This window comes from Herpetosiphon llansteffanensis, from assembly GCF_003205875.1.
GTDB lineage: Bacteria > Chloroflexota > Chloroflexia > Chloroflexales > Herpetosiphonaceae > Herpetosiphon > Herpetosiphon llansteffanensis.
On record NZ_PUBZ01000066.1, the window covers coordinates 1 to 382 of the forward strand.

General features: G+C 69.4%; 1 protein-coding gene. It reads right to left on the reverse strand.

Annotation, left to right across the window (positions count from 1 at the left end; all coding sequences use genetic code 11):
* Positions 1-362, reverse strand: a 362-nt coding sequence (locus C5S61_RS04450) for a substrate-binding domain-containing protein (RefSeq protein WP_500684036.1), incomplete at its 3' end; no start/stop codon positions are given.
* Between the last annotated feature and the right edge of the window lie 20 nt (positions 363-382).

A 382-nucleotide genomic window follows, 5' to 3' on the forward strand; every position in this document is an offset into this window, starting at 1 on the left:
GTGATGACCAGGTCGGGCCGGGCGGCGTGGAGGGCTTCGTAGTCGGGCTCGAAGAGCGTCCCGAAGCGCGGGTACTTCTTCGCGTCCGCGTACTTCGCCAGCTGGCCGGGGAAGTAATCACCCGCCACGCCCTGCACGTCCACGCCCAGCGCGTCCAGCGTGTCCAGCGCCGCCAGGTCGAACACCCCGACCTGCTTCGGGTGCTCCACCACCACGGTGCTGCCCTGCGCGTGCGGGATGCTCCGGCCCGCCGCCGCGCTGGCTTCAGGGACGGGCGCGGGGGCCGGGGCGCGCGAGGCCCGCCAGCCGAAGAGCGCGATGACCGCGACGCCGATGGGGATTGCAATGAAATTGATTTTCATTATCGAAGTCGGCGATATAC